Raw genomic sequence first — 3582 nt, forward strand, 5'->3', positions numbered from 1 at the left:
TCCGCGACCGCTCGGTGTCGCCGAGCAGATCGACCCGGGCCAGCGGGGCGTCCGGATCGGCGACCACGGCGGCCAGCAGGCGGAGCAGGCGGTGGGTGATGCCTTCGACGGTGCCGCGGTCGAACAGCTCGGTGCTGAACTCGAGCACGCCGCCCAGCGCGCCGTGCGCGGCGCCGCCGTCCGCCGGGTGCTCGGCGAACCGGAACAGCAGGTCGAACTTGGCCGCCTCGGTGCCCACCGGTTCACCGGACAGGCTCAGGCCGGGCAGCTGACCGACCGCGTCCAGCGCCATCCGCTGGTCGGTGTTCTGGAACACCAGCCGCACCTGGAACAGCGGATTGCGACCCAGCTCGCGGGCCGGGTTCACGGCCTCGACGAGGCGTTCGAACGGCAGATCCTGATGGGCGTACGCGGCCAGGTCGGTGGTCCGCACCCGGCCCAGCAGCTGGGTGAACGTCGGGTTGCCGGAGGTGTCGGTGCGCAGCACCAGCGTGTTGACGAACAGGCCGACCAGGTCGTCGACGGCGTCGTCGGTGCGGCCCGCGATCGGCGTACCGATCGGGATGTCCGTGCCCGCGCCCAGCCGGGTCAGCACCGCGGCCAGCGCGGACTGCACCACCATGAACAGCGTGGTGCCGGTCCGGCGGGCCAGCGTGACCAGGCCGGCGTGCAGGCCGGCGTCCACGGCGAACTCGACCGCGTCGCCCCGGTAGGACGCCACCCCGGCGGGCCGGGGCCGGTCGAACGGCAGGCTGAGCTGCTCCGGCAGCCCGGCCAGCGCCTGCGTCCAGTAGGCCAGCTGGGCCTGGATGACGCTGTCCGCGTCGTGCTCGTCGCCGAGGACCTCGCGCTGCCACAGCGTGTAGTCGGCGTACTGCACCGGCAGCGGGGTCCAGGCCGGTACCACGCCGGAACAGCGGGACCGGTACGCCACCGTCAGGTCGCGCGCCAGCCGGCCCATCGACCAGCCGTCGCACGCGATGTGATGCACCAGCAGCAGCATGACGAACTCGTCCGGGGCGAGGCGGAACAGTGACACCCGGACCGGCAGTTCGCCGCCCAGGTCGAACCGGTGGCCGGCCGCCTCGCCGAGCCGCTGCGGCAGCTCGCCGGCGGGGCAGTCCACCACGGTGAGGGCCGGGGTGACGGCCGCGACCGGCAGCACCACCTGCATCGGACCCGACTCGTCCTCGACGAACCGGGTGCGCAGGCTCTCGTGCCGGGCCACCACGTCGTGCAGGGCGGCCCGCATCGCTGCCACGTCCACCGCACCCCGCAGGCGCAGACCCACCGGCATGTTGTACGTCGCCGACGGGCCCTCCAGGCGGTGCAGGAACCACAGGCGCTGCTGCTCGTAGGAGAGCGGGATCCGCTCCGGGCGCGGCGTCACCGGGCGCACCGCGGGACGGTCGTTCGCACCGGCGGTCGCGATCCGGGCGGCGAGCCCCGCCACCGTCGGCGCGGCGAACAGGTCGTTCACGGACAGGTTCACGGCCAGCACGGAACGGATGCGGCCGACGAGCTTGATGGCCAGCAGCGAGTGCCCGCCCAGGTCCAGGAAGGAGTCGTCGACGCCGACCTCGGCCAGGCCCAGCACGTCGGCGAACAGGCCGCAGAGAATCTCCTCGCGGGCGTCCTGCGGCCCGCGCCCGGCCCCGGTGGCCAGGTCCGGCGCGGGCAGCGCGGCCCGGTCCACCTTGCCGTTGACGGTGAGCGGGATCTCGTCCAGCACCACGACCGCGGCCGGAACCATGTACTCCGGCAACGTGGCCGCCACCGCGTCCCGCAACACCCCCGGCTCCAGATCCGCCCCACCGGCCGGCTGCACATACCCGACCAGCCGCACATCACCCGGCTGATCCTCACGGACCACCACCACCGCACGACCCACCCCGGCCACACCGGCCAGCGCCGCCTCCACCTCACCCGGCTCGATCCGGAAACCCCGCACCTTCACCTGGTCATCGGCGCGGCCCACGAACTCCAACACCCCGCCGGCCGCCCAGCGCACCACGTCACCCGTGCGATACATCCGCGACCCCACCGGACCGAACGGATCCGCCACGAACCGCTCACCGGTCAGATCCGGCCGACCCAGATAACCCCGGGCCAGACCCGCACCGGCCACATACAACTCACCCGGCACCCCCGCCGGCACCGGCAGCAGGCCGGCGTCCAGCACGTACAGGCGGGTGTTGGCGACCGGCCGGCCGATCGGGACCGGGCCGGGCGGGCAGTCGTCACCGGGGCGGACCGAGTACTCGGCGGCGTTGACGGTGAACTCGGTGGGCCCGTACGAGTTGGAGACGGTGACGGCCGGGTGGCGGTCGCGCCACCGCCGTACCGCCTCGCCGAGCAGCTGCTCACCGCCGAGCATCAGCGTTCCGGTCGGTGACACCCGCTCCGGCAGTGACTCCAACAGCGTCAGGTGGCTCGGGGTGGCCTTCAGGAAGGACGGCTGCGCGACGTCCGACAGGTCGCCGCTGAGATCCGCCAGCCACGCGCAGCCACCGGTCACCAGCGGGGTGTGCAGTGCCGTCACGGTCAGGTCGAACGCCACCGACGAGTGCACCAGGGCCGGGCCGGCGGCCGCCGGGTAGGCCTGCCGGGCCCACCGGAGGTGGTCGGCGAGGGCGCCGTGCGGCACGACGACCGCCTTGGGGGTGCCGGTCGAGCCGGAGGTGTAGATCACGTACGCGGTCTGCGCCGGGTGGAGGTCCGGCAGCGGTGTCCCGGGCGCGCCGACCGCGTCCGGCCGCACCACCGGCACACCGACGTCCGGGACGCGGTCCGCGAGGTCGCCGGACGACAGCACCAGCACCGGCGCCGCGTCCCGCAGGACGAACCGGATCCGGTCCGCCGGATAGTCCCCGTCCACCGGCACGTAGGCGCCGCCGGCCCGCCACACCGCCAGCAACGCCACCACCAGGTCCACCGACCGGGGCAGCAGCACCGCGACCAGCGACTCCGGGCCGACGCCCCGCTCGACCAGCGACCGGGCCAGGCCGTCGACCCGGGAGGCCAGCTCCTGGTACGACAGCACGCCGTCCGCGGCGGCCACGGCCGGAGCCTCCGGGGTGCGCGCGACCTGCTCGCGGAACAGCTCCGGGGCCAGCGCGCCGGGCTGCGCCACCGGGCCGGTTCCCGCGTCGAGGATCCGCGCCCGGTCGTCCGGGCCCAGGACGTCGACCCGTGCCAGCGGCAGGTCCGGGTCCGCGACCAGCGTTTCCAGGAGGTGTTCCAGCTGCCGGGCGACGGTCTCGGTGGCCTGGAGGTCGAACGCGTTCGGGTCGAACTTGAGGCGGAAGTTGAGCCCGTCGCGCGGCAGGACGACCAGGTCCAGTGCGTAGTGGGAGGCACTGTGGGCGGTCGCGCCGGTGACGTTGACCCCGCCGCCGCCGGCCGAGGCGTCGCGGGCGGCGTCGTCGATCGGGTAGTTCTCGAACGCCATCTTGGTGTCGAAGAGGTTGCCGACGCCGGCCTGCTGCTGGATCTCCGCCAGACCCAGATAGTGATGCTCCAGCAGACCCACCTGCTCGGCACGCACCCGGGCCACCACATCCCGCAACGACTCACCCGCAC

The 3582-nt window shown here is 73.9% G+C and carries 1 protein-coding gene; it reads right to left on the minus strand.

The window, feature by feature from the left end; genetic code table 11:
- Positions 1 to 3559: non-ribosomal peptide synthetase (locus tag LDL48_RS43120; protein WP_225260994.1), on the minus strand; the 3559-nt coding region annotated here is incomplete at its 3' end.
- Between the last annotated feature and the right edge of the window lie 23 nt (positions 3560 to 3582).

This window comes from Jidongwangia harbinensis (assembly GCF_020216025.1).
GTDB classification, from domain to species: domain Bacteria; phylum Actinomycetota; class Actinomycetes; order Mycobacteriales; family Micromonosporaceae; genus Actinoplanes; species Actinoplanes harbinensis.